The sequence below is a fragment of the Sphingomonas sp. NCPPB 2930 genome, assembly GCF_042867205.1.
In the GTDB taxonomy this organism is placed as follows: Bacteria; Pseudomonadota; Alphaproteobacteria; order Sphingomonadales; family Sphingomonadaceae; genus Sphingomonas.
In genome coordinates, this window is the sequence record NZ_JBHZQU010000004.1 from 159596 (window position 1) to 180861 (window position 21266).

General features: G+C 65.4%; 22 protein-coding genes. 11 read left to right on the forward strand and 11 right to left on the reverse strand.

The features are described 5' to 3' along the window. Positions 1-48: 48 nt before the first annotated feature. Both ACFX59_RS07180 and ACFX59_RS07185 read right to left on the reverse strand, forming a co-directional pair. The gene (locus ACFX59_RS07180; RefSeq protein ID WP_387431020.1) at positions 49-363 is read right to left on the reverse strand and encodes a DUF2934 domain-containing protein; all 315 of its coding nucleotides are present in this window, start codon (positions 361-363) and stop codon (positions 49-51) included. An 86-nt stretch (positions 364-449) separates the two neighbouring features. Beyond that, positions 450-1586: a Gfo/Idh/MocA family protein gene (locus ACFX59_RS07185; protein WP_387431022.1), complete on the reverse strand. Its 1137-nt coding sequence runs from the start codon at positions 1584-1586 to the stop codon at positions 450-452. Positions 1587-1721: 135 nt separating this feature from the next. Between ACFX59_RS07185 and ACFX59_RS07190 the strand changes: the two genes are divergently transcribed. Both ACFX59_RS07190 and ACFX59_RS07195 read left to right on the forward strand, forming a co-directional pair. Continuing rightward, a complete protein-coding gene (locus tag ACFX59_RS07190) occupies positions 1722-3527 on the forward strand; it encodes a glycoside hydrolase family 15 protein (RefSeq protein WP_387431025.1) in 1806 nt (601 codons plus the stop codon). A 46-nt stretch (positions 3528-3573) separates the two neighbouring features. Next, positions 3574-5622 (forward strand): ATP-binding protein, encoded by a 2049-nt coding sequence (locus tag ACFX59_RS07195; protein WP_387431027.1) that lies wholly within the window; start codon positions 3574-3576, stop codon positions 5620-5622. A gap of 3 nt (positions 5623-5625) precedes the next feature. Here ACFX59_RS07195 and ACFX59_RS07200 read toward each other — a convergent pair whose 3' ends face one another. From ACFX59_RS07200 to ACFX59_RS07210, 3 genes are all read right to left on the reverse strand, one after another. Further along, positions 5626-5898 carry a DUF1488 family protein gene (locus tag ACFX59_RS07200; RefSeq protein WP_307098886.1) on the reverse strand — a complete coding sequence of 91 codons (273 nt, stop codon included), beginning with the start codon at positions 5896-5898 and terminating at the stop codon, positions 5626-5628. A 69-nt stretch (positions 5899-5967) separates the two neighbouring features. Then, positions 5968-6396, reverse strand: coding sequence for a DUF2147 domain-containing protein (locus ACFX59_RS07205; protein ID WP_307098884.1), 429 nt, complete (start codon positions 6394-6396; stop codon positions 5968-5970). Positions 6397-6511: 115 nt separating this feature from the next. Then, positions 6512-7846 (reverse strand): MFS transporter, encoded by a 1335-nt coding sequence (locus tag ACFX59_RS07210; protein WP_309695553.1) that lies wholly within the window; start codon positions 7844-7846, stop codon positions 6512-6514. A 172-nt stretch (positions 7847-8018) separates the two neighbouring features. Between ACFX59_RS07210 and cyoA the strand changes: the two genes are divergently transcribed. The 7 genes from cyoA to ACFX59_RS07245 are packed head-to-tail and all read left to right on the forward strand — an operon-like array spanning position 8019 to position 14847. Beyond that, positions 8019-9230, forward strand: a complete 1212-nt coding sequence (gene cyoA / locus ACFX59_RS07215; protein WP_387431030.1) for a ubiquinol oxidase subunit II — start codon at positions 8019-8021, stop codon at positions 9228-9230. 11 nt (positions 9231-9241) lie between these two features. After that, positions 9242-11236, forward strand: coding sequence for a cytochrome o ubiquinol oxidase subunit I (gene cyoB / locus ACFX59_RS07220; protein ID WP_387431032.1), 1995 nt, complete (start codon positions 9242-9244; stop codon positions 11234-11236). A 3-nt stretch (positions 11237-11239) separates the two neighbouring features. After that, entirely contained in the window at positions 11240-11878 is a 639-nt protein-coding gene (cyoC, locus tag ACFX59_RS07225; protein ID WP_007403230.1) for a cytochrome o ubiquinol oxidase subunit III, read from the forward strand. Then, positions 11875-12282: a cytochrome o ubiquinol oxidase subunit IV gene (gene cyoD / locus ACFX59_RS07230; protein ID WP_387431035.1), complete on the forward strand. Its 408-nt coding sequence runs from the start codon at positions 11875-11877 to the stop codon at positions 12280-12282. The genes cyoC and cyoD overlap by 4 nt, the downstream gene beginning before the upstream one ends. Then, the gene (locus tag ACFX59_RS07235) at positions 12282-13004 is read left to right on the forward strand and encodes an SURF1 family protein (RefSeq protein ID WP_387431038.1); all 723 of its coding nucleotides are present in this window, start codon (positions 12282-12284) and stop codon (positions 13002-13004) included. Before cyoD ends, ACFX59_RS07235 begins: the two co-directional genes overlap by 1 nt. Further along, a complete protein-coding gene (locus ACFX59_RS07240; RefSeq protein WP_354293022.1) occupies positions 13001-14314 on the forward strand; it encodes an ATP-binding protein in 1314 nt (437 codons plus the stop codon). The genes ACFX59_RS07235 and ACFX59_RS07240 overlap by 4 nt, the downstream gene beginning before the upstream one ends. Further along, complete coding sequence (locus ACFX59_RS07245; protein ID WP_307098875.1) at positions 14314-14847, forward strand: response regulator transcription factor; 534 nt, start codon at positions 14314-14316, stop codon at positions 14845-14847. The genes ACFX59_RS07240 and ACFX59_RS07245 overlap by 1 nt, the downstream gene beginning before the upstream one ends. 42 nt (positions 14848-14889) lie before the next feature. Here the strand turns inward: ACFX59_RS07245 and ACFX59_RS07250 are convergent, their stop codons facing one another. From ACFX59_RS07250 to ACFX59_RS07270, 5 genes are all read right to left on the reverse strand, one after another. Continuing rightward, positions 14890-16719 (reverse strand): DUF885 domain-containing protein, encoded by a 1830-nt coding sequence (locus ACFX59_RS07250; protein WP_387431042.1) that lies wholly within the window; start codon positions 16717-16719, stop codon positions 14890-14892. A gap of 159 nt (positions 16720-16878) precedes the next feature. Beyond that, positions 16879-17319 (reverse strand): hypothetical protein, encoded by a 441-nt coding sequence (locus ACFX59_RS07255; protein WP_387431044.1) that lies wholly within the window; start codon positions 17317-17319, stop codon positions 16879-16881. 55 nt (positions 17320-17374) lie between these two features. After that, complete coding sequence (locus ACFX59_RS07260) at positions 17375-17626, reverse strand: phosphatase (RefSeq protein WP_307098869.1); 252 nt, start codon at positions 17624-17626, stop codon at positions 17375-17377. Then, entirely contained in the window at positions 17623-17976 is a 354-nt protein-coding gene (locus tag ACFX59_RS07265; RefSeq protein ID WP_354293018.1) for a phage holin family protein, read from the reverse strand. Before ACFX59_RS07265 ends, ACFX59_RS07260 begins: the two co-directional genes overlap by 4 nt. Then, the gene (locus ACFX59_RS07270) at positions 17973-18497 is read right to left on the reverse strand and encodes a hypothetical protein (RefSeq protein WP_309695536.1); all 525 of its coding nucleotides are present in this window, start codon (positions 18495-18497) and stop codon (positions 17973-17975) included. Before ACFX59_RS07270 ends, ACFX59_RS07265 begins: the two co-directional genes overlap by 4 nt. A 158-nt stretch (positions 18498-18655) precedes the next feature. Between ACFX59_RS07270 and eno the strand changes: the two genes are divergently transcribed. Both eno and ACFX59_RS07280 read left to right on the forward strand, forming a co-directional pair. After that, a complete protein-coding gene (gene eno / locus ACFX59_RS07275; RefSeq protein ID WP_309695534.1) occupies positions 18656-19936 on the forward strand; it encodes a phosphopyruvate hydratase in 1281 nt (426 codons plus the stop codon). A 23-nt stretch (positions 19937-19959) separates the two neighbouring features. Beyond that, complete coding sequence (locus tag ACFX59_RS07280) at positions 19960-20280, forward strand: septum formation initiator family protein (protein ID WP_307098861.1); 321 nt, start codon at positions 19960-19962, stop codon at positions 20278-20280. 31 nt (positions 20281-20311) lie between these two features. Here the strand turns inward: ACFX59_RS07280 and ACFX59_RS07285 are convergent, their stop codons facing one another. After that, positions 20312-21136 (reverse strand): alpha/beta fold hydrolase, encoded by an 825-nt coding sequence (locus ACFX59_RS07285; RefSeq protein WP_387431049.1) that lies wholly within the window; start codon positions 21134-21136, stop codon positions 20312-20314. Positions 21137-21266 lie beyond the last annotated feature (130 nt).

The window sequence follows — 21266 nt, forward strand, 5'->3', positions numbered from 1 at the left end:
GGCCGCATCCGGCCCGTCGCTCTTGAACCACCCGCCAGGCGGGCGGCGTTATTCGGTCTTGGCGGCGCGCGGCTTGCGCGCCTTCGCCTTGGGGGCGGGAGCCGTGGTTTCGGTTTCGGCCGGGGAGGTCAGCTTGCTGCTTTTCCGACGCGTGACGGCGGCCTTGGGCTGGGGAGCGGGTTCCGCAGCCTGGGGCTTGTCCTCGGTCTGGACAGGCTCGGGGGCGGCCGGTGAGGGGTCGGCACCGGCCAGTTCGCGTTCCGCCATTTCCCAATGTTCGCGGTCGCGCCCATGCGGCTCGCCTTCGGCTTGCCAGATGCCATAGGCCCGTTCGCGAAGCTGTTCGTCCCTGTTGTCCACCATCGACTCCTTGAAGTGACGTCAATTGTCATCGGCAGCGTAACGATTGATCCTGTCATTCCGCTCCCCAAGAAGCGAATAGATAATGATCAGCTGGCGCCAGTGGGCGACTTGACCTTGACCGGCGCGGGGCGATCGACCGCGGACAGGGTCTGGCGTTGGCTGGCAGGATCGATCCGCCGGGTACGGGTGAAGGGCGGCAGTTCCACCCGGCCGCCGGTCCTCAGCGCCTGCTTGATTCCCTCGATCACGCGTAGGTCGGACAATCCTTCCTCCGCATCCGGCTCCGGATCGCGATCGTTCAGGATGCAGTCGGAGAAATAGCGCATCTCGCCGCCGAAATGATCGGTGTGCTTGAAGGCTTCGTGGCTCTTCTTGTCGTCGATCGTCACATTCTGCTCGATCGCCGACTGGAAGCCATAGGCCGGGCTCATATGGATCGAGCCCTTCATGCCTGCGACGATCAGGCTGTCGACATCGTTCATCGCATAGCTGACGGTGAAGCTGGCAAGCTTGTCGCCCGGCATCCGCAGCACGACGGCGAAGGTGTCGTCCAGATCGCCCAGACCCGCGCTCGGCTGGCGCGTGGCGACCGCGCTTTCGACCGCGACCGGCTCGGCGCCGAACAGATAGCGGATGGCGTTGATCGGATAAGGCGCCATGTCGAACAGCGGCCCGGCCTCCAGACCATGTTTGGCGCGGTGGTTGTCGGGGTCCAGCTTCTGCCCGAAGCAGGAGGTGAAGGCGACCAGTTCGCCCAATTCGCCGTTGCGGATCTTCTCGATCGCATCGAGCGTGCCCGGCTCGAAATGCAGGCGATAGGCGGTCATCAGCTTGGCGGAGGAGCGGCGCTCTGCGTCCTGAATGGCGCGGCCCTGTTCGACAGAGATTTCCAGCGGCTTTTCGCACAGGACATGGATGCCCGCTTCCAGCGCCGGAATGGCGAATTCGGCATGGCGCCAGTTGGGCGTGCCCAGATAGATGGCATCGCAGACATTGGCGGTCAGCAGCTTGCCGAACTCGTCATAGGAATAGACATGCTCGACACCGTATTTCTCGGCAAGCAGGCGTCCCTTTTCCGCATCGCCGGTGACGATCGTGGTCAGCTCGGAATTGCCGGTATGGCGGATGCCGGGCAGCATCGCCGATTGAGTGATGTCGCCCGCGCCGACGACTGCGTAGCGCACTTTCTTGGTGCCGAATCCGAATGCCGATGCCAGGCTCATGGCGATGCTCCCAATAGACAGGTCGGATGTTGCAACGCGCAAATCACGGGAAGGTCCCACGGAGATTTAACGGTTCTGGCGAGTTTCCATGCTCCTAACCTAGATTGTCTTTCCGCCAGCGGAGCCTGCGCCATCGTGACACTGCCCGATCAGCACCCCGACCCGCTTCGCGACCAGCACGGCTTTCTGCACCTCGAAGATTATGCCGCGCTCGGTGACGGGCGTAGCGTGGCGCTGAGCGGGGCGGACGGAGCGATCGACTGGTGGTGCGTGCCCAACATGGACTCCCCGCCGCTGTTCGACCGGCTGCTCGACGCCGAACGCGGCGGCACCTTCGCGATCACCCCGGTCGAGCCGTTCACGGTCGAGCGCCGCTATCGCCCCGACAGCAACGTGCTGGAGACGATCTTCACCACCGCCTCGGGCCGCGCCAAGCTGGTCGAGTCGATCAACAGCGGCACGGCGGGGCGATTGCCCTGGGCGGAGCTGGCGCGGCGGGTGGAGGGGCTGGACGGCCATGTCCGCTTCGGCATCACCCTGCGCTTCAGCCGACGCGCGGACACGGTCAGCCCCTATTTCGCGCCCGCCGGGGGGCATAATGTCTTCCATGTCGACCGGGTGCTCGGCATATTCCGGCATTGCGGCCATGTCGTGATCGATCATCTGGAGGATGGGCTGGTGACGGGCCATACCTCGGTCGCGCCGGGCGATCGCGCCCGGATCGCGCTGATCGCCGGGGAGGACGAGCCGCTGGTCTGCCAGGACATCGAACAGATCGATGCTCGGATCGACCTGTCCGACGCCGAATGGCGGCAATGGGCCGCCGGACTGAAAGTGCTGGAGGCCCAGCGCGACCGGGTGTTACGCAGCGCGCTCGCGCTGAAGCTGCTGCTCTATTCGCCCACCGGCGCGATCACGGCGGCGGCGACGACCTCCTTGCCCGAGGGGATCGGCGGGCAGAAGAATTACGACTATCGCTACGCCTGGGTTCGCGACGCGGGCTATACGATCAAGGCGTTCCTGCGGATCGGCGCGCATGCCGAGGCGAAGGCAGCCTTTACCTGGCTGCTCAAGCGGCTGGGCGAGGGACAGCCTCAGGTCTGCTACACGCTCGACGGACGCCCCGTGCCCGCGGAGCGCGAGATCGCGGTGAGCGGCTATCGCCATTCCCGGCCGGTGCGTGTCGGCAATCTGGCGGGTGGCCAGCATCAGCACGGCATCTATGGCGACATATTCGAGACGGCGAGCCGCTTCGTCGCGTGCGGCAATTTCCTCGACACCTCCAGTGCCGAGACGCTGTCGCATCTGGCCGATGCCTGCGCGGATCGCTGGCGCCAGCCCGATGCGGGCATCTGGGAATTGCCGGAGGAACGGCATTACACCATGTCCAAGATCAGCTGCTGGCAGGCGCTGGCCCGCGCGGTGGAGCTGGCCGACGAGGGACAGATTCCCACCACCTGTCGCGACCGCTGGGCGCGGGAGCGGGACCGGATCGAGGCGTGGATCGGCGAGCATTGCTGGTCGGAAGCGCGTGGCGCCTATCTGATGCACCCCGACAGCGAAGCGCTCGACGCCAGTCTGGCGCTTGCCGTGCGCTTCCGGTTCGATGGGCAGGACCGGCTGGCCCGGACGCTGGACGCGCTCGACCGCGAACTGGGGGCGGGGGCGTTCCATTATCGCTATTCGGGCGTGGAGAAGGAGGAGGCATGCTTCCTGGCCTGCACCTTCTGGATGATCGAGGCGCGCGCGATCCTGGGCCAGCAGGATGCGGCTCAGGCCGCGTTCGACGCCGCGACACAGGCTCTCGATAGCCGGGGGGCGGGGCTCTATGCCGAGATGATCGATCCCGAGACGGGGCATTATCTGGGCAACATGCCGCAGGGGCTGACCCATTTGGCGGTCATTCAGGCGGCGGCCACGCTGGCGGGCGAGGAACTCTAGCCGAGCATGGTGGCGGACCCGCGGCCGACTTGCTAGCAGCGGGGCGATGACCGCCGCCCAGCCCGATCCCGCCCTGGCCTTCCTCGACGGGGGCGGCGAGGCGACGCGCCTGATCCTCGCGCGCGACTGGACCGACCATCCTCTGGGACCGCCCCGAAATTGGCCGGAAACGTTCCGCGTCGCGCTCAGCCTGGTGCTCAACTCACCGGAATCGATGATTCTGGCCTGGGGGCCGGATCTTCATTTCTTCTTCAACGAAACCTATTTTCCGCTGCTCGGTCCCCGACTGCCCTGGGCGATGGGCGCGCGTTTCGACGAGGTATGGGCCGACGCGCTGGAACAGGCGCGGCCGATCATCGACGATGCGCTGGCAGGGCGGACCCAGCGTTTCGTCGATCTGCCCTGGAAGCTGGATACCGACCGGGGCGAGGCGCACACCTTCTGGTCCTTTTCCTATTCGCGCGTTCTCGACGGCCAGGGCGATGTCGCGGGGCTGTTCATCTTCACCAACGAGACGACGGCGCGCGTCCATGCCGACGCAGCTCTGCGTGACAGCCAGCTGCAATTGTCGCAGGCGCTGGAGGAGCTGCGCGGGCTCAACGTCACGCTCGAACAGCGGATCATCGAACGGACCGCCGAGCGCGACCGCATGTGGGACGTATCCCCCGACCTGCTCGCCGTGCTCGATGCCGAAGGCGTGATCCAGCGGACCAACCCGGCCTGGGGCAAGCTGCTCGGCTATGGCGGACAGGCGCTGGTCGGACGGTCGGTGATGGAACTGGTTCACCCCGACGATCTGGCCGGGGCGCAAGAGGCCCTCAGCAATTCGCTGACCCGGCAGGTCTCGCGAATCGAGGTTCGAATGCGCCACGCCCAGGGCGATTACGAGTGGATCGCCTGGGTCGGCGCCTCCAGCGCGCGCGAAGTTTTCGCGGTCGGTCGCCATATCACCCAGCAGAAAGCGGCGGAGGAGGCGCTGCGTCAGACCGAGGAGCAGCTGCGTCAGGCGCAGAAGCTGGAGGCGATCGGCCAGCTGACCGGCAGCGTCGCGCACGACTTCAACAATCTGCTGACCGTCATTCGCGGCTCGATCGACCTGATTCGCCGCCCCCAGTTCCCGCCCGAGCGCCGCCAGCGCCAGATCGAGGCGATCGCGGATGCCGCCGACCGCGCCGCCAAGCTGACCGCACAGTTGCTGGCCTTTGCCCGGCGGCAACCGCTGACGCCCGAGGTGGTCGATGTCGGGGCAAGCATCATGACGCTGTCCGACATGATCGCCACGCTGTCGGGGCCGGGCATCCGGCTGGTCTTCGATCTGCCGGATCGGCCGTGCCATGCCCATGTCGACCGCAGCCAGTTTGACACCGCGATCGTCAACATGGCGGTCAATGCCCGCGACGCGATGGCGGGGAAGGGGACGCTGACCATCCGCGTCTGGTCGGAGGCGGAGCCGCAAGGAGCGGACCAGGTCCGGATCGCGATCATCGATACCGGCGAGGGCATGCCCGCCGACCGGCTCGACCAGATTTTCGAACCCTTCTTCACCACCAAGCGGCTGGGGGCAGGCACCGGCCTGGGTCTCAGCCAGGTGTTCGGCTTTGCGCGCCAGTCCGGCGGCGATGTGCATGTCGCGAGCACGCCGGGGCAGGGCGCGACCTTCACCCTGGTCCTGCCCCGGACCGACGGCCTGCCCGCCGCCGATCGGCAGCAGGGCGATCCGCGCGCAGCGAACGGGACTGAGCGCTGCGTGCTGGTGGTCGAGGACAATGTGGAGGTCGGGCAGTTCGCGGTCGAGGCGCTACAGACGCTGGGCTATCGCACGGTCATCGCGACCAATGCGGCGGCGGCCATGGAGGAACTGAAGGCCGGGGCGGAGCGGTTCGACCTGGTATTTTCCGACGTCATGATGCCGGGCCAGTCGGGCATCGATTTTGCGCACGATATCGCCCGGCTCCACCCACAGCTGCGCATTCTGCTCACCAGCGGTTATAGCCGGGTGATTGCCGACGAGGGGAGCCATGGCTTCGCGTTGCTCCGCAAACCCTATACGCTTGCGGAGCTCGCCCAGCAGATCGATCGGCTGTTCGGCGTCTGACGCTCAGTCGAGATCATTCTCACTGACCACGACCAGCGCCTGCTCCATGTCCCGGCCCAGCGCGGTCAGCGCGGCGTCGAGAATATCGTCGGAGTAGCGATCGAACATCTCGACGGCATCGCCATCGGGGACGTCGCCGCTCAGGGCTTCGAGCAGGTCGTATTGGACGGCGAACTGATATTCCTCGCCCTCCAGCTCGGCCACGAATTCGACCTGCCGGTCCGCGACATTGTCCTCGACCGTTTCCTTGATAACCGTCAGCGTGTCGTCCGCCATGGCGTGCCTTTCCTGAATGTTCGCGACGGGGACGCGGCAGACGCCCCCGGGTTCCCTGATCGAGTGCGGTTATTTTACCCGGTGCCAGCGCTGCTCGCGACAGCCCAGCCGCCCGAGCAGGCATCCCTCGCCGACCAAAGTCCGCGCATCGAGTTGGGTGATCGTGCCCTCGACCTCGCGACCGATGTCCGGCACGAAGACCGTGCCCGCCCAGCGCCCCGGCTCTTCCTCCTCGAAATCGGTGAACAGCCGCGTGCCCACCAGGCGGGGCGAGCCGCCGCGCGCGGCATCGGCCTTGGCCTGTTCGCTCGCCCAGACCACCGTGCCGCACATCAGCTCCGCGTCGGGGCCACGGCCGCAGGGGGCGAAGCGGACCTGCACGGTGTTGGACGGATTGGCCCAGGTGCCCGCAGGCACCCGCGCGTCCGCCGCTCCGGCCATGCCGATCCCTGCCATCGCCGCGGCGGCCATTGCTATCCAGCGCTTCCTGTTCGTCATCCTGTTTCCCGTCATGCATCCCCTGTCGAAAACCGATGTAGGGCGCGATCCGGCCAAAACAAAACGGCCGGCGGATCGCTCCACCGGCCGCCCGCATGAGATTGGTCGATCGGGATCAGGACGCGCGCTTGGCGAGTTCCTTGTTGATCCCCAGCGCGGCGAGCGTGGCGACCGCACCCGACAGCAGATAGGCGCCGACCGACAGCAGGCCGAAATGGCTCGACAGCAGCAGCGCGGCGAGCGGTGCGAAGCCCGCACCGATCAGCCAGGCGAGGTCCGAGGTGATCGCGGCGCCGGTATAGCGGCGAAGCGACGAGAAGCCCGAGTTGATCGCACCCGACGACTGGCCGAAGCCCAGGCCGAGCAGCAGGAAGCCAAGCACGATGTAGATCGTCTCGCCCGTGCCGCCATTATCCAGCAGCTGCGGCGCGAAGCCGGCAAAGGCCGCGATGCCCGCCGCCGAGAAGCCCAGCAGCGTGCGACGGCCGACCCGGTCGGCGATCTTGCCCGAGGCGAGGATGGCGAACACGCCGACGATGCTGCCGATGATCTCGATCATCATGAAGTCCTGCGGGCGCTCCTTGTTGAACAGGACGACCCAGGACAGCGGGAACACGGTCACGATGTGGAACATGGCGAAGCTGGCGAGCGGCGCGAAGGCGCCCAGAAGGACGGTGCGGCCCTCGGTGCTCAGCGTCTCGCCGACCGGCGCGGGCTGAAGCTCGCGGCTTTCGAACAGGCGCTGGAACTCGGGCGTGGCGACGATGCGCAGGCGTGCGAACAGCGCCACGACGTTGATCGCGAACGCCACGAAGAACGGATAGCGCCAGCCCCAGTCGAGGAAGTCCGCCCGACTGAGGGTGGTCAGGAAGAAGGCGAACAGGCCGTTGGCCACCAGCAGGCCGAGCGGCGCGCCCAGCTGCGGGATCATCGCATACCAGCCGCGACGACGCTCTGGCGCGTTGAGCGACAGGAGCGAGGGCAGGCCGTCCCACGCCCCGCCCAGCGCTAGGCCCTGCATGACGCGGAAGATGCCGAGCAGCACGGCCGCCGACGTGCCGATCTGCGCATAGCCGGGCAGGAAGGCGATCGCCATGGTCGACCCGCCGAGCAGGAACAGTGCGATGGTCAGCTTGACGCCGCGACCGAGATTGCGGTCGACCGCCATGAAGATGAAGGTGCCGATCGGGCGGGCGATGAACGCCAGCGCGAACAGCGCGAACGAATAGATCGTGCCGGTCAGCGCGTCGACGTAGGGAAAGATCAGCGACGGGAACACCAGCACCGAGGCGATGGCGTACACGAAGAAGTCGAAGAACTCCGACGTACGCCCGATGATGACGCCGATGGCGATGTCGCCCGGGGCGACATGGTGCGGATCGCGGGCATTGACCAGCCGCGCGTCCCGCTCAAGGGGCGTCGAGGTCGATGCGGTTAACTCTGCGCTCATCGGCTGCCAGTCCTGATTTCTTGCATTTTCATCTCGGCGGAACGGTGGCGGCGCAAAACGACCGCACAAAACCGCCATTCTGTTGCGCCTATGCGCCTTTCGACGGGCCGGGGGGATTGGACAAACTGTCCAATGTGCGCAGGTGCAGCAAAGGCGTAGCGGCCCTTGCCATATGTCTCATTCGTCGAGCCTTGCGCGCCTGCGCCCTCTTCGCTGGGCCGCCTTGCCCCTCCTGGCCATGCTGGGGGGATGCGATGCGGTCGTGCTAAACCCTGCCGGTGACGTTGCCGTGCAGCAACGCGATCTGGTGCTGATCGCGACGGCCCTGATGCTGCTCATCATCATTCCGGTGATGGCGCTGACGGTGCTGTTCGCGTGGCGCTATCGCAAGAGCAACACGCAGGCCGAATATGATCCGGAGTTCGATCACTCCACCATGCTCGAGCTGGTGATCTGGTCGGCACCGCTGCTGATCATCATCTGCCTGGGCGCGGTGACGTGGACGAGCACCCATCTGCTCGACCCGTATCGCCCGATCGAACGGACGGCCCCCGGCCAGCCGATCGCCTCCAACGTCAAGCCGCTCGAGGTCCAGGTCGTCGCGCTCGACTGGAAATGGCTGTTCATCTATCCCGAACAGGGCATCGCCACGATCAACGAACTGGCGCTGCCGGTCGACCGGCCCGTCGAGTTCCGCCTGACCGGCACCTCGGTGATGAACGCCTTCTACGTCCCCGCCATGGCCGGCATGATCTACACCATGCCCGGCATGGAGACGCAGCTGCATGCGGTCATCAACCGCGAGGGCACGTTCAAGGGCCTGTCGTCGCACTATAGCGGCGCCGGTTTCTCGGGCATGCACTTCCCGGTGTATGCGCTCCAGGCGAACGGCTTCGACCAGTGGGTCGAGAAGGTCCGGACCTCGCAGGCCGGTCAGGGCAAGGGCCATGGCCAGCTGACCCGCGCCGCCTTCCTGACGGTCGAGAAGCCCAGCGAATATGTGCCCGCCATGTATTTCAACGGCGTGCAGGGCGGCCTGTTCGATCGCGTCGTCAACCGCTGCGTCGCGGACAACACGCCGTGCATGTCGGACGTGATGATGCACGACCGGATGACCGGTGGCGGCGACCCGCACAAGATGAAGGTCGGCGAAGGCAATCCGCCGGTCAACAATACCGGCCCCATGCACGGTGATCGGACCAAGGGCGCGCTCGAAAAGTCGCCGGAGGAAATCCAGACCTCGCCGCATCAGAGCAAGGAGCCTGTCCCGTCGAAGGGCGTGCAGGAGCCCGGTGAGATGAAGAACCGCCGCATGTCCTTCCTTTCCATCCCGCAGACCCCCGGCCCGCAGACCTTTGGTCATGCCGGTGCGGGTCGCGGCTGAGGCACGCCATCATGGAACACATCATAAAGACCATCTTCGGACGGCTATCGATCGAATCGCTGCCGATCCACGAGCCGATCGTCGTCGGCACCTTCCTGGGTGTCGCGGTCGGCGGCATCGCGGTGCTGGCGCTCATCACCAAGTTCAAGCTGTGGGGCTATCTCTGGAAGGAGTGGTTCACCACGGTCGATCACAAGCGCATCGGGATCATGTACATGATCCTGGGCATCGTGATGCTGCTGCGCGGCTTTGCCGACGCGCTGATGATGCGCGGCCAGCAGGCGATCGCGTTCGGCGACAATCAGGGCTTCCTGAACTCGCACCACTATGATCAGGTGTTCACCGCACACGGCGTCATCATGATCTTCTTCGTGGCGATGCCGATCATCACCGGCCTGATGAACTATGTGGTGCCGCTCCAGATCGGTGCGCGCGACGTGTCCTTCCCGTATCTCAACAATCTGAGCTTCTGGATGACCGCGGGCGGCGTCGTGCTGGTCATGGCCTCGCTGTTCATCGGCGAGTTCGCGCGGACCGGCTGGCTGGCCTTCCCGCCGCTGTCGGAACTGGACTTCAGTCCCGATGTCGGCGTCGATTATTATATCTGGGCCCTCCAGGTGGCCGGTGTCGGTACGACCCTGTCGGGCATCAACCTGATCGCGACCATCATCAAGATGCGCGCGCCGGGCATGAGCATGATGAAGCTGCCGGTGTTCTGCTGGACCTCGCTGTGCGCGAACGTCCTGATCGTCGCCAGCTTCCCGGTGCTGACCGCCACCCTCGTCCTGCTGTCGCTCGACCGTTATGTCGGCACCAACTTCTTCACGAACAATCTCGGCGGCAACCCGATGATGTACGTGAACCTGATCTGGATCTGGGGCCACCCGGAGGTTTACATCCTGATCCTGCCGCTGTTCGGCGTGTTCTCGGAGGTCACCTCGACCTTCTCGGGCAAGCGTCTGTTCGGCTATACCTCGATGGTCTATGCCACGATCGTCATCACGATCCTGTCGTACCTCGTCTGGCTGCACCACTTCTTCACCATGGGTTCGGGCGCGAGCGTCAACTCGTTCTTCGGCATCACCACCATGGTGATCTCGATCCCGACGGGTGCGAAGATCTTCAACTGGCTGTTCACCATGTACAAGGGGCGCATCCGGTTCGAGCTGCCGATGATGTGGACCATCGCGTTCATGCTGACCTTCACCATCGGTGGCATGACCGGCGTTCTGCTGGCCGTTCCGCCCGCTGACTTCGTGCTGCACAACTCGCTGTTCCTGATCGCGCACTTCCACAACGTGATCATCGGCGGCGTGCTGTTCGGCGCCTTCGCCGCGATCAACTATTGGTGGCCCAAGGCCTTCGGGTTCAAGCTCAACCAGTTCTGGGGCAAGGTGTCGTTCTGGCTGTGGGTCGTCGGCTTCTGGGTCGCCTTCACGCCGCTCTACATCCTGGGCTTCATGGGCGTGACGCGTCGCCTCCATCACTTCGACGATCCGTCGCTGCAGATCTATTTCGTCGTCGCGCTGCTCGGCGCGCTGATGATCGCGGGCGGCATCGGAGCCTTCCTGGTTCAGATCGGCGTGTCGATCTGGAAGAAGGAAGAGCTGCGCGACGTGACGGGCGATCCCTGGGACGGCCGTACGCTGGAATGGGCGACCTCGTCGCCGCCGCCGGACTACAACTTCGCGTTCACGCCCGTCATCCACGAACTGGATGCCTGGTACGACATGAAGGACAAGAAGGCGCAGGCTCCGGCCGAGGGCTATCGTCCGATCCACATGCCCAAGAATACGGGTACCGGCGTCATCATCGCCGGTCTGTCGACCGCCGCGGGCTTTGGCATGATCTGGTATATGTGGTGGCTCGCCGCCCTGGGGCTGATCGGTGTCGTCGTCGTCGCCATCTGGCACACGTTCAACTATGACCGCGATTACTACATCCCCGTCGATGAAGTCGTGGCAACGGAAAACGAGCGGCGTCGCCTGCTCGGTCAGGGGGCCTGATCCATGTCGACCGATGTTCTGAGCGCCGATCCGGCGAAGAACCCGACCTATTATCTGGTCGAGGACGAGGATCATCATCACGAATCCGGTGGCTCGACCGCCATCGGCTTCTGGATGTACCTGATGAGCGACTGCCTCATCTTCGCCATCCTGTTCGCCACCTATGGCGTGCTGGGCACCAGCTATGCGGGCGGGCCGACCCCGCGGGAGATTTTCGAACTCCCGCTGGTCGCGCTCAACACCTCGATGCTGCTGCTGTCGTCGATCACCTATGGCTTCGCCATGATCGCGATGGAGAAGAACCAGAAGTCGAACACGCTGATCTGGCTGGGCATCACCGGCCTGTTCGGTCTCGCCTTCCTGTCGATCGAGCTCTACGAATTCGCCAACCTCATCCATGAGGGCGCGGGTCCGCAGCGTTCGGCCTTCCTATCGTCCTTCTTCACGCTGGTCGGCACGCACGGTCTGCACGTCACCTTCGGTTCGATCTGGCTGGTCACGCTGATGGTGCAGGTCGGCCGCTTCGGCCTGATCGAGGCGAACAAGCGGCGCCTGATGTGCCTGTCGATGTTCTGGCACTTCCTGGACGTCGTCTGGATCGGCGTCTTCACCTTTGTCTATCTGCTGGGAGTTCTCCGTTGAGCGCTCGTCCTCCGCATGGCCATGGCGATCACGCCAATCTGGACCATGACCTCCACGCGCATGGCGACACGCATGGTCACGGCTCGATGAAGGGCTATATGATCGGGTTCGTGCTGTCGGTGATCCTGACGGCCATCCCGTTCTGGGCGGTCATGACCGGCGCGCTGGGCGATACCCAGACGACCGCGCTCGTCATCATGGGTTTGGCCTTCGTCCAGATCGTCGTCCACATGATCTACTTCCTCCACATGAACACCAAGTCGGAGGGGGGCTGGACGATGATGGCCCTGGTCTTTACCGCCGTGCTAGTCGTCATCACGCTCAGCGGGTCGATCTGGGTCATGTATCACATGAACACCAACATGATGCCCGACATGGCCGCCCAGATGGGCGGTGGCATGTAATGACGGACGCCGGCACAAGCGGTGAGCGGCGGGGCCGCTCGCCGCTGGGGCTGGCGATCCTGTCCGCGATCGGGATCGCCCTGATCGCGGGCTTCGTCTCCCTCGGCGTCTGGCAGTTGCAACGCCGGGTCTGGAAGCTGGACCTGATCGCCCGTGTCGAGGCGCGGCTCCATGCCTCCCCGGTGGCGGCCCCGCCCGTCGCCGATGCCGACGACACCTATCGCCGCGTGACGGCACGCGGTGTCTTCCGCAACGATCGCGAAACCTTCGTCCAGGCGGTGACCGAGCGCGGTCCCGGCTATTGGGTGCTGACCCCACTGGTCGGCCCGCAATTTACCGTCTTGGTCAATCGCGGCTTCGTTCCGGCGGAAAGGCGCGTCGTTCACGATCGTCCCTCCGGCCCGGTTTCGGTGACCGGCCTGATCCGGATGACCGAGCCCAAGGGGGGCTTTCTGCGCTCCAACGATCCCGTGCAGGATCGCTGGTACTCACGCGACGTCGCCGCCATTGCCGCCGCCAAGCGCCTTGGTCCCGTCGCCCCTTATTTCATCGATGCCGACGCCACGGCCAATCCGGGCGGCTATCCGGTCGGCGGACTGACCGTCGTCACCTTCCGCAACAGCCATCTGTCCTATGCGCTGACTTGGTTCGGTCTGGCGATCCTGACGGGCGTGGGGCTTGTGATCCTCTGGCGGGGTGGTCGGGACGGGAGTTCCGAGTGACGCCGGGCGCTCCGCCCTTCCTGCCGTTCACCGTCCGTCCGCGCGAGCCCGACGCGACGGCGGGCACGGCGAACATGCGCCAGCTGATCCATCTGCGCTGGATGGCGGTGGTGGGGCAGCTGGTGACGATCCTGGTCGTCAACCGCATCATGGGCGTGCAGCTGCCCGTGGCGGCGATGATGGGCGTGCTGGCCATGGCGGTGGGTATCAACCTGCTCAGCCATCTGCGCCTTCGCTTCCACCGGATCACCAACACCGAGTTGCTGTTCGCGCTGATGTTCGATGTCGGCACGCTGACGCTTCAGCTGTTCCTGTCGGGCGGGGCGACCAATCCCTTCATCTCGCTTTATCTGATCCAGGTGGTGCTCGGGGCGGTCTTGCTGGAGACCTGGTCCGCCTGGGCACTGGCCGGGATCACGGGGCTGTGCTTCGGCCTGTTGTCGCTGCATCACCGCCCGCTGGCCTTTCCGTCCTGGCTGTTCGGCGACATTGCCGGGCTCCACACGCTGGGCAACTGGCTGAGCTTCGCGATCGTCGCCGGGCTGCTGATCCTCTTCGTGACCCGGATCAGCCGCAATCTGCGGCGCAGCGCCGCACGGCTCGCCGATCTGCGCCAGCAGGCGTCGGAGGAGGAGCATATCGTCCGCATGGGCCTGCTCGCCTCGGGGGCGGCGCATGAACTGGGTACGCCGCTGGCCAGCCTTTCGGTCATCCTGAGCGACTGGCGTCGCGTCCCCAAGCTGCGCGACGACGCCGAGCTGATGGGCGAGATCGCCGAAATGCAGGCCGAGGTGCAGCGGTGCAAGGCGATCGTCACCAGCATCCTGCAATCGGCGGGCGAACCACGCGGCGAGGCCGCAGAACTGTCCGAGGTGGGGCGCTTCATCGATGCGATCGTCGGCGAATGGCGGCGCAGTCATGGTCAGATCCCGCTCGACTATCGCTCGATCGATGACGATGCCCCGATCGTGTCCGACCCGGCGATCAAGCAGGCGGTGTGGAACGTGCTGGACAATGCCGCAGAGGCTTCGCCGCACTGGGTGGGGCTGAGCGTCGTGCGTGAGGGCGGGGTGGTGGCGGTGCGTGTCTCCGATCGTGGCCCCGGCTTCACCGCCGCCACCCTGGCGCAATTCGGACGACCGCAGCAATCGACCAAGGGCGAGGGGCACGGCGTGGGTCTGTTCCTCGCCTCCAGCGTGGTTCGCAAGCTGGGCGGGCGGGTCGAGGCGATCAACCGCGTCGAGGGTGGCGCGACGGTGACGCTGACCCTACCTCTCAGCATGATAGGCTTTTCGGATCGGGACATGTGATGGACGGCGAACGATCGCTGATAATCGTCGAGGATGACGAGACTTTCGCGCGCACGCTGCAACGTTCGTTCGAGCGGCGCGGCTATCAGGTGCGGGTGGCTGGAACGCCCGACATGCTCGTCGCGACGCTGGCGGAGATGACGCCGCGCTATGCCGTGGTCGACCTCAAGCTGGGGCAGGCTTCGGGTCTGGCATGCGTGCAGACCCTCCATGCGCATGATCCCGAAATGCTGATCGTCGTGCTGACCGGGTTCGCCAGCATCGCCACGGCGGTCGAGGCGATCAAGCTGGGGGCGTGCCACTATCTCGCCAAGCCGTCCAACACCGACGATATCGAGGCGGCCTTCCACAAGGCGAGCGGCGATGCGACGACCGCGATCACCGATCGCCCCAGCTCGATCAAGACGCTGGAATGGGAACGGATCAACGAAACGCTGGCCGATACCAACTTCAACATCTCGGAAACCGCGCGGCGGCTGGGGATGCACCGCCGGACGCTGGCGCGTAAACTCGAAAAGCGCCACGTTCCCTGACGCGGTGCCGGGGGAGCGACCATGTGCCGCTCCCCCGGTCGATCAACCCCGGCGCTTTTCTGCCGCGATCCAGTCGTCGATCTTCTTCTCCAGCACCGGCATCGGCAGGGCGCCGGTGTCCAGCACCACCGCATGGAAGCGCCGCGGATCGAACTTCGCCCCTAGTTCGGCCTTCGCCTTGGCCTTGGCGCGGCTGATCGTGATCTGTCCGATCTTATAGGCCAGCGCCTGGCCCGGAATGGCGATATAGCGTTCGACCTCGGCGGTGGCATCGGTCCGCGCCATCGGCGAATTGGCCAGCATATAGGCGATGGCCTGGTCGCGGCTCCACCCCTTGGCATGGATGCCGGTATCGACCACCAGCCGCATCGCGCGCAGCATCTCGTCGCTCAGGCCGCCCATGCGCTGATAGGGATCGGTTTCCATCCCCAGTTCGGGCCACAGCGTCTCGGCATAGAGCGCCCAGCCTTCGGCATAGGCGGTGTTGCCGCCGAAGCGCATGAAGGCGGGCAGGGCCGCATTCTCCTGTGCCAGGCTGATCTGGAAATGATGCCCCGGCACCGCTTCATGGAGATAGAGCGTCTCCATCTCCCACATATAGCGCGAGGGCAGGTCATAGGTGTTGTAATAGAAGACACCCGGCCGCGTCCCGTCGGGCGTGCCGCCCTGATAGGAGCCGCCCGCATCGGTCTTTTCCTTGAAGGCGGGTACGGGGCGGATTTCCAGCGGCGTCTTGGGGATCAGCGAGAATTGCTCGCGGACGCGGGCGTCGATACGGCGGCCGATCGCCTCATAGCCCTCGCGCAGTTGTGCCGCCGATTGGGGCTGGAACCGCGTGTCGGTGCGCAGGAAGGTGAAGAAATCGGCCAGGCTGCCCTTGAAGCCGACCGCCTGCTTCTGCACCTCCATCGCCTTCAGGATACGCGCGACTTCGGACAGGCCGAGCTGGTGCACATCCTCGGCCTTGAGCGGCAGGGTGGTATTCTGCTCGATCAGATAGGCATAGAGCCGGTCGCCGCCCGGCATTCCGGACAGGCCGATACTGTCGCGCGCGGCGGGCAGATAGGTATCGGCGAGAAAGGCCCGCATCTGCCGCTCGGCGGGGAGGATGACATCGCGGATCTGCGTGGCATAGGCGGCCTTGAGCCGCGCCTGATCCGCCGCCGGAACGCTGGCGGGAAACTGACGGACCGGACCGTAGAAGGTCGATTGCTCGACCGGCCCGGCGAGCAGATTGTCGAACTGCGCGATCATGTTGCGAACGACGAGCTTGGGCTGAACCACGCCGCTCGCCATGCCCTGCCGGAAGCGACCGATGGCCTCATCGAGCAGCCGCGCATACTCGACGTTGCGCTTCAGGTTGTTCTCATAGTCCGCCACCGTATTGAACGGCGCCGCGCCCTGGCCCGAGGCGAATTCGGGATAGAAGGTCTGGATGCCGTAGAAATGGTCCATCGGCCGCACGATGGTCAGCGCGACGATGGCGGGGGCATAGCCCTTGAGCGTGGTTTCGGTCTGCTGTCGAAAGACGTCATAGGCGATCTGGTTGGTCGCGGTCAGCCGGGCACGGTCGATCTGGCCGAGCCGCTTCAGATCGCTTTCCGCCGCCTGCCGTTCGGCCTGGATATAGGCGTCTGAATAGAAGTCGCCGATCCGGTCGGCGCGACGCATGTCGCCCCGGAAAAGACCGCTGATCGGATTGCGCGCCAGGCTGGCTTCGTCGCTGTCATGGAAAAGCTGCTGCAGCCGGGCATCCTCCTTGCCCTCGCCGGGCTGGACGGGCGTCGGGGGCAGCGCCTGGGCGGCCGCGATGGCGAAGGGAACAGGCAGGGTGGCGGCAGCGAGCAAGGCGGCAAGGGGCAGAAGGCGCAAGCGGAAATCCCGTTCTGATCGAGGAGATCCTATCCCTATAAACCGCAATCCCCGGCGACAAGGTGGCGCGGTCGTCCGCTTCGCTTCCTCATGAAAAGCGCGCCGTAACCCATGTTATGGGTCCGGCGCGCCGTCATTCATTTTGAGGTTCTGGCGGGGTCAGGCTGACTTGTTCGCCGCCGCCTTGGCCGCCGCCGATCCGGCATTGCTGGCGGCCTTCACGACATCGTCGAACAGCGACTTGGCACGGTCCTTCGCCGCGTCCTTCGTCAGCCCGGCTTCCTCCAGCTCGCGAAGGCCGGTCTCGCGCGCCGCCTGGGTGGCCTGGCGAATGGTCTCGCCCAGCTTCTTGCCGATCGGCGCCAGCAGCTGCTTTTCGCGCGGCGAACGCGGGATAAGCGCCCCGGCGAGCGCGCCCACTGCAAGGCCGCCGACCAGGATGCCCAGCGGATTGCCCTCGATGGTGCGCGCGGTCTTCTGCGCGATCTCGCCGGCCTTGTCCTTGGCATCGTGATAGGCATGCGACGCGGTCTCACGACCATGGTCCAGCGTTTCGCGAAGCCGGCTATTTTGCTGATCGGTAGGGATTTCGGTGGTCATTGCGATCATCCTTCTGAACTACGGTGCCGACGGGCGCATCCGCCGGAAAACCAAATCAGCGCTTGCGCTTGAAGAGGCGTGCGATCCGCCGACGATTAAGCAGCAGCCCGATGACGGCGACGCCGCCCGCCACCGCGCCGGGATTGTTCTTCGCCCCTTCCAGACCGCATTTGGCTGCGGTCCGGCCCGCATCCCGCGCCTGTGCGGCCAGGGCCTGCGGCTCCAGTCGCGCCTGGATACGCGAGGCGGTCTTGTTCAACCGCTCGCGCGCTTCGGCGGCCCGCAATTCGGCTTCGGCGACGGTCATGCCGCACCTCCCGCCAAGCGGCCCTTGCCGATCATCGCCAACACGCCTGCGATGACGACGACCAGGCCGACGACGATCAGCGTCGCGCCAAAGGGGCCGACCAACGGCGTCAGCGACAGGATCAGCCCGACGAGCAGCGCGACCAGCGCCGCAAGCCCGAGGACCGCCGCCGCACCGAAGAAGATCGCCGCGCTGCGATAACGGCCGACCTTGTCGCTGGCTTTCGCCTTGGCCAGATCGATCTCCGCCGCGATGAACGAGCGACCGTCATCGACCAGCTGCGACACCAGCGAGGTCAGCGTCTCGGGCTCGGGCACCCGCGCCGATAGGGGAGCAGCCGCCCGGGTCACGCCGTGGCGTCACCCGGCTCGCGGGTTTCGATACCCGACTGTACCACGCGCGCCAGCACGAAGCCCAGTGCCGCCGCAATGCCGATCGCAACCGCCGGGCTCTTCGCGACGAAGGCGCGGGCGTCGTCGAGCAGTTCCTCGACGTCCTTGTCCTTGATCGCGCCGGACAGCGAGGTCACGCTGTCGGCCGCCGAACGGGCATATTGCCCATATTGGCTGCCCAGCTTCTCATCGACCTGGCCGGCCGCATCGTTGAGCAGCTGCGCGACCTGATCGAGTGCCGATCCCGCCTTGGCCTTGCCGTCGCCCGCCAGCGCATAGACCTTGTCCACCGCCTGCTGCTGGACCTTGGTGGCGCCTTCCTTGACCGACTGCTTGGCATCCGCCAGTCCCGCCTTGGGCTTGTCATGCGCCTCCGCCTCGCTGGCGAACGGAGCCACTTCGGGCGCCACGCCCGCATTGCCCGCGAAATTGGGAGTGGTGCTCTGCGTCGTCGGCAATGTGCCGTCGGTGTCGACCATAGGAAAATCCTTTCTCCAAGGCCCGGATCACCGGGCGATTTGCGTTCTAACCCCGGTGACGGAAGCACGGTTCCATGCTTTTCCCGCAATTGCCCTTCGTCGTGTCACGCGATAGAGCGCCGCCGAGACCTTCAAGGCTGATGTAGGAGCATCGTTACGTGACCGCAATCATCGACATCCACGGGCGCCAGATCCTGGACAGCCGCGGCAATCCCACGGTCGAGGTGGACGTTCTGCTCGAAGACGGCAGCTTCGGCCGCGCCGCCGTACCCTCGGGCGCGTCGACCGGCGCGCATGAGGCGGTCGAACGCCGCGACGGCGACAAGAGCCGCTGGATGGGCAAGGGCGTCGAGGCGGCGGTCGAGGCGGTCAATGACGAGATCACCGACGCGATCCTGGGCATGGACGCCGAGGACCAGGCCGATCTGGACCGCGCCATGATCGAGCTGGACGGCACCGAGAACAAGGGCCGTCTGGGCGCCAACGCGATCCTGGGCGTCAGCCTGGCGGTGGCCAAGGCGGCGGCCGAGGCACGGGGCCTGCCGCTCTACAAATATGTCGGTGGCGTCTCGGCGCACCTGCTGCCGGTGCCGATGATGAACATCATCAATGGCGGCGAGCATGCCGACAATCCGATCGATTTCCAGGAATTCATGATCATGCCGGTCGGCGCGGCGAATATCGTGGAGGCGGTCCGCTGCGGCTCGGAAATCTTCCACACGCTGAAGAAGGCGCTGCACGAAAAGGGCCTGGCGACCGGCGTGGGCGACGAGGGCGGTTTCGCCCCCAATATCGCATCGACCACCGAAGCGCTCGACTTCATCATGGCCTCGGTCGAGAAGGCCGGGTACAAGCCGGGCGACGACGTGATGATCGCGCTCGACTGCGCCGCGACCGAGTTCTTCAAGGACGGCAAGTACAATATCTCGGGCGAGGGCAAGATCCTGTCGAGCCATGAGATGGCCGAATATCTGGCGAACCTGACCCGCCAGTACCCGATCCTGTCGATCGAGGACGGCATGGCCGAGGACGATTGGGAAGGCTGGAAGGCGCTGACCGACCTGATCGGCGACAAGGTGCAGCTGGTCGGCGACGATCTGTTCGTCACCAACCCGAAGCGTCTGAAGAAGGGCATCGAGGGCGGCTATGCCAACTCGCTGCTGGTGAAGGTCAACCAGATCGGCACGCTGACCGAGACGCTGGAGGCGGTGTCGCTGGCGCAGCGTTCGCGTTATACCGCCGTCATGTCGCACCGTTCGGGCGAGACCGAGGACGCGACCATCGCCGACCTGGCGGTCGCGACCAACTGCGGCCAGATCAAGACGGGCAGCCTCGCGCGTTCGGACCGGCTCGCCAAGTACAACCAGCTGATCCGCATCGAGGAAGAGCTGGGCGACTCGGCGCGCTATGCCGGTCGCGATATTCTGATCCGCGCTTGAAATCGAAGGGCGTCGATACAATTATGGCCGCTGTGACCAAGTCGACGCCTTTCATGCGGACCATGCGGCGGGCTGCCTTGCCCGCGCTCGGGTTGACGATCGTTGCGTTCTTCGGCGCCTATGCGGTGCTGGGACGCAACGGTCTGCTCGCTTACGGCGAGTATCAGCGGCAGTTGGTGAAGCGCGAACAGGATTATGCCGCGCTCGACAAGCGGCGGACCATCCTGAAGAACCGTGTCGCGCTGCTCGATCCCGACCATGCCAATCCGGACATGGTCGATGAGATGGTGCGCAAGGAACTGAACGTCGCGCACCCGGACGAGGTGATCGTCCCGTTGAAATAAGGGCGACCCCGCCGGGGGTCGCCCTTTTCCATTATCGACCCAGGAAGGTCAGCAGGTCGCCGGTCAGGCGATCGGCATGGGTGACGTTGAGCCCGTGCGGCGCGCCGTCATATTCGACCAGTTGCGACCCGGCGATACCCGCCGCCGCCGCGCGGCCTGCCGGATCGATCGGCACGGTCTGGTCGCCGGTGCCATGGACGACCAATGTCGGCACGCGGAAGGCGGGCAGGTCGGGCCGGAAATCGGTCTGGCTGAATGCCTCGGCACAGGCCAGCGTGGGCTTCAGCCCCGCCTGCATCGCAACGCCGGTCGCCCAGTCGAGCACTTCGTCACTGACCGGGCTGGAGATATAGCCCACGCCGAAGAACTGCTTGAAGAAGGTGTGGCGCAGGAAATGCGCGCGGTCGTCGCGCAGGCCCTGGGCGATCTGGTCAAACACCGACTGGTCGGTGCCCTGCGGATTGTCGTCGGTCTTGGGCATATAGGGAACGACCGAAGCGATCAGCCCGGCCGCGATCACGCCCTTGCCGTCGTGGCGACTCATATAGCGGGCCACCTCGCCGCCACCCATCGAAAAGCCGATCAGCGCGGCATCCTGCGCGCCCGTCGCCTCCAGCACATCGGCCAGATCGTCCGACAGCGTGTCATAGTCGTAACCCGACCAGGGCTGACCCGAACGACCGAAGCCGCGCCGATCATAGGCGATGGCGCGGAAACCGGCTTCGGCCAGCCCCATCATCTGCGTGTCCCACATATCGGCGGACAGCGGCCAGCCATGGATGAGGACGACCGGACGGCCTTCGCCCCAGTCCTTGACATAGATGTCGGTCCCGTCACGCGTCTTCACATAAGGCATCGCCAACTCCTTGACGTTCTTGCGGTAAGCAGAAGGGGGAACGGGCCGCCCGAGCCACCGTTCCGTCGCCATGCCGCCATCAGTGCCATGCGGACCGCGTGCGATTTTTCGGGACGTAACGCATTGCCAC